At 63.0% G+C, this 1,962-nt stretch carries 3 protein-coding genes; 1 reads left to right on the top strand and 2 read right to left on the bottom strand.

What is annotated here, in order from left to right; all coding sequences use genetic code 11:
* A partial coding sequence (locus tag APH30_RS26985) for a transglutaminase-like domain-containing protein (RefSeq protein ID WP_218186821.1) occupies positions 1-333 on the bottom strand: 333 nt, incomplete at its 3' end.
* 123 nt (positions 334-456) lie between these two features.
* Between APH30_RS26985 and APH30_RS26980 the strand changes: the two genes are divergently transcribed.
* On the top strand, positions 457-1,476 hold the full coding sequence (locus tag APH30_RS26980) for a Glu/Leu/Phe/Val dehydrogenase dimerization domain-containing protein (RefSeq protein WP_009682681.1): 1,020 nt from the start codon (positions 457-459) through the stop codon (positions 1,474-1,476).
* Between the two features lie 65 nt (positions 1,477-1,541).
* Here APH30_RS26980 and APH30_RS26975 read toward each other — a convergent pair whose 3' ends face one another.
* A complete protein-coding gene (locus tag APH30_RS26975; RefSeq protein ID WP_009681698.1) occupies positions 1,542-1,805 on the bottom strand; it encodes a YebG family protein in 264 nt (87 codons plus the stop codon).
* Positions 1,806-1,962: the final 157 nt, after the last annotated feature.

Below are 1,962 nucleotides of genomic sequence, written 5' to 3'. Positions count from 1 at the left end.
GGCCAGCTCGAGGGCGAGGATGGCCAGGGCCAGCGGTTGACCTCGGCGGCGTTGCAGCACCTTGTCCAGCATGGCGGCATGCGGCCGCAACGGCAGGTATTCGTCTTGCACAAACCCCAGTGCATTGAGTTGGCGCAGCAGAGGCTGTGCCAGTTCACTCAAAGGGAGCATGGGCAGGTGGGCACTGATTGCGTGCTGTAGGTCGTGCACGGTGGCAAGGCTGGCGGCAGGCGCGACGTTAGGGTCGTGCTCGGCGGCAACCCACAATGCGGCTTCCAGCAGGGCGACGGGCTCGCGTTCCAGGCAGGCCAGGCAGGCTTGACGTGGGTTCATGGGGCTTCTCCACACTCGCTTGAGTATTAGCTGCGGTGCGGGGTTTCGTCCAGTGGTCTGGCGGCGGCTGCAAACATGAGGCCGGGCTTATACTGGGTGCAGCACCTGTTGGGGAGCCTGTCGATGTTCGCGCTGATGCAAAGCACCCGTACCCAGTCACTGCACTTGTTCACCGACCCGCCCACGGGCCTGAAAGCGGTGGTGGCGATCCACAGCCAGCAGTTGGGGCCGGCGCTGGGTGGCTGCCGCTACCTGCCGTACGCCGATGACGAAAGCGCCATGGCCGACGCCATCCGCCTGGCCCAGGGCATGAGCTACAAAGCGGCACTGGCGGGCTTGCCCGTGGGGGGCGGCAAGGCGGTGATCTTGCGCAACCCGCATGTGGAAAACCGCGCAGCTTTGTTCGAGGCCTTCGGCCGCTTCGTCGATACCTTGCAAGGGCGTTTCATCATTGCCGTAGACAGTGGCACCTCGACCCTGGACATGGACTGCATCGCCCAGAGCACGCCGCATGTGACCAGTACCACGGCCTCGGGTGATCCCTCACCGCATGCGGCAATGGGGGTATTCGCCGGCATCCGCGCCACGTCCTATGCCCGCTTGGGCAGCTACAACCTCGAAGGCCTGCGGGTTGCGGTGCAAGGGCTGGGTAATGTTGGCTACGCCCTGGCCGAACAACTGCATGCGGCGGGAGCGGAACTGTTGGTGAGCGACCTGGACACAGGGCGGGTACGGCTGGCTGTTGAGCAGCTCGATGCCCACCCGGTGACCCACGATGCGTTGATCAGCACCCCCTGCGACATCTTTGCCCCGTGCGGTGTGGGGCCGGTGCTGAACGGGCAGAGCGTGATGCAACTGCGCTGCGCGGCAGTGGCGGGGGCGGCGAACAACCAGCTGACCACCTTGCAGGTGGCTGACCAGCTGGAGACCCGCGGGATACTGTATGCGCCCGATTACGTGATCAATGCCGGTGGCTTGATTTACGTGGCGCTCACCCACCGTGGCGAAGACCTGGGCACCATCACCTCGCACCTGGCACGCATACCTTCGCGGCTGACCGAAGTGTTCGGCCATGCCCAAGCAGAGAAACGCTCGCCGGCGCGGGTGGCGCAGATGTTGGCGGAGCGGTTGTTGTATGGCTGACGGGGTTTGTGTTGCATGCACCGGCCTCATTGCTGGCTTGCCAGCGATGAGGCCGGTGCAGGTAATCACTCGGCTGATTGCCCGTCGAGCAACTCGGCCAACGCATCCGGCTGGCTCTTGAACGCCCGGGCGAACACATCGCGGTTCTTGGCCATGTAGATACCGGCTTCTTCAACCTGCTGCTCGGTCAGCGACGGCACTGCCTTATGCAGCACTTCAGCCAGGCGCTCGGCCAGTTCGAGCATTTTGTCGTGACGGTCGGCTTCTGCCTTATCCATGAACAAGCGCTCCGGGTCGCGGCTACTGCGGTACACCACTTCGACGGCCATTCATCACCTCTGTGCCTTTTTGCTGGTTTGCAATTTACTGTATCTATATACAGTAATGGCAATGTTGGTTGGTTCGCAAGCAGAAATTGTAGTGGGGTGTTTTGAGGGGGCGTCCGGCACAACATCTTTATCGCCTGTGAGATCGAGCGCCGCCCGC

Source organism: Pseudomonas sp. NBRC 111127, from assembly GCF_001320345.1.
GTDB classification, from domain to species: Bacteria; Pseudomonadota; Gammaproteobacteria; order Pseudomonadales; family Pseudomonadaceae; genus Aquipseudomonas; species Aquipseudomonas juntendi.
This window is presented reverse-complemented; position numbering and strand designations above follow the sequence as displayed.

Coding starts and splice junctions, on each gene's coding strand:
- APH30_RS26975 (WP_009681698.1), bottom strand. CDS start 1,805: ATGGCCGTCGAAGTGGTGTACCGCAGTAGCCGCGACCCGGAGCGCTTG.
- APH30_RS26980 (WP_009682681.1), top strand. CDS start 457: ATGTTCGCGCTGATGCAAAGCACCCGTACCCAGTCACTGCACTTGTTC.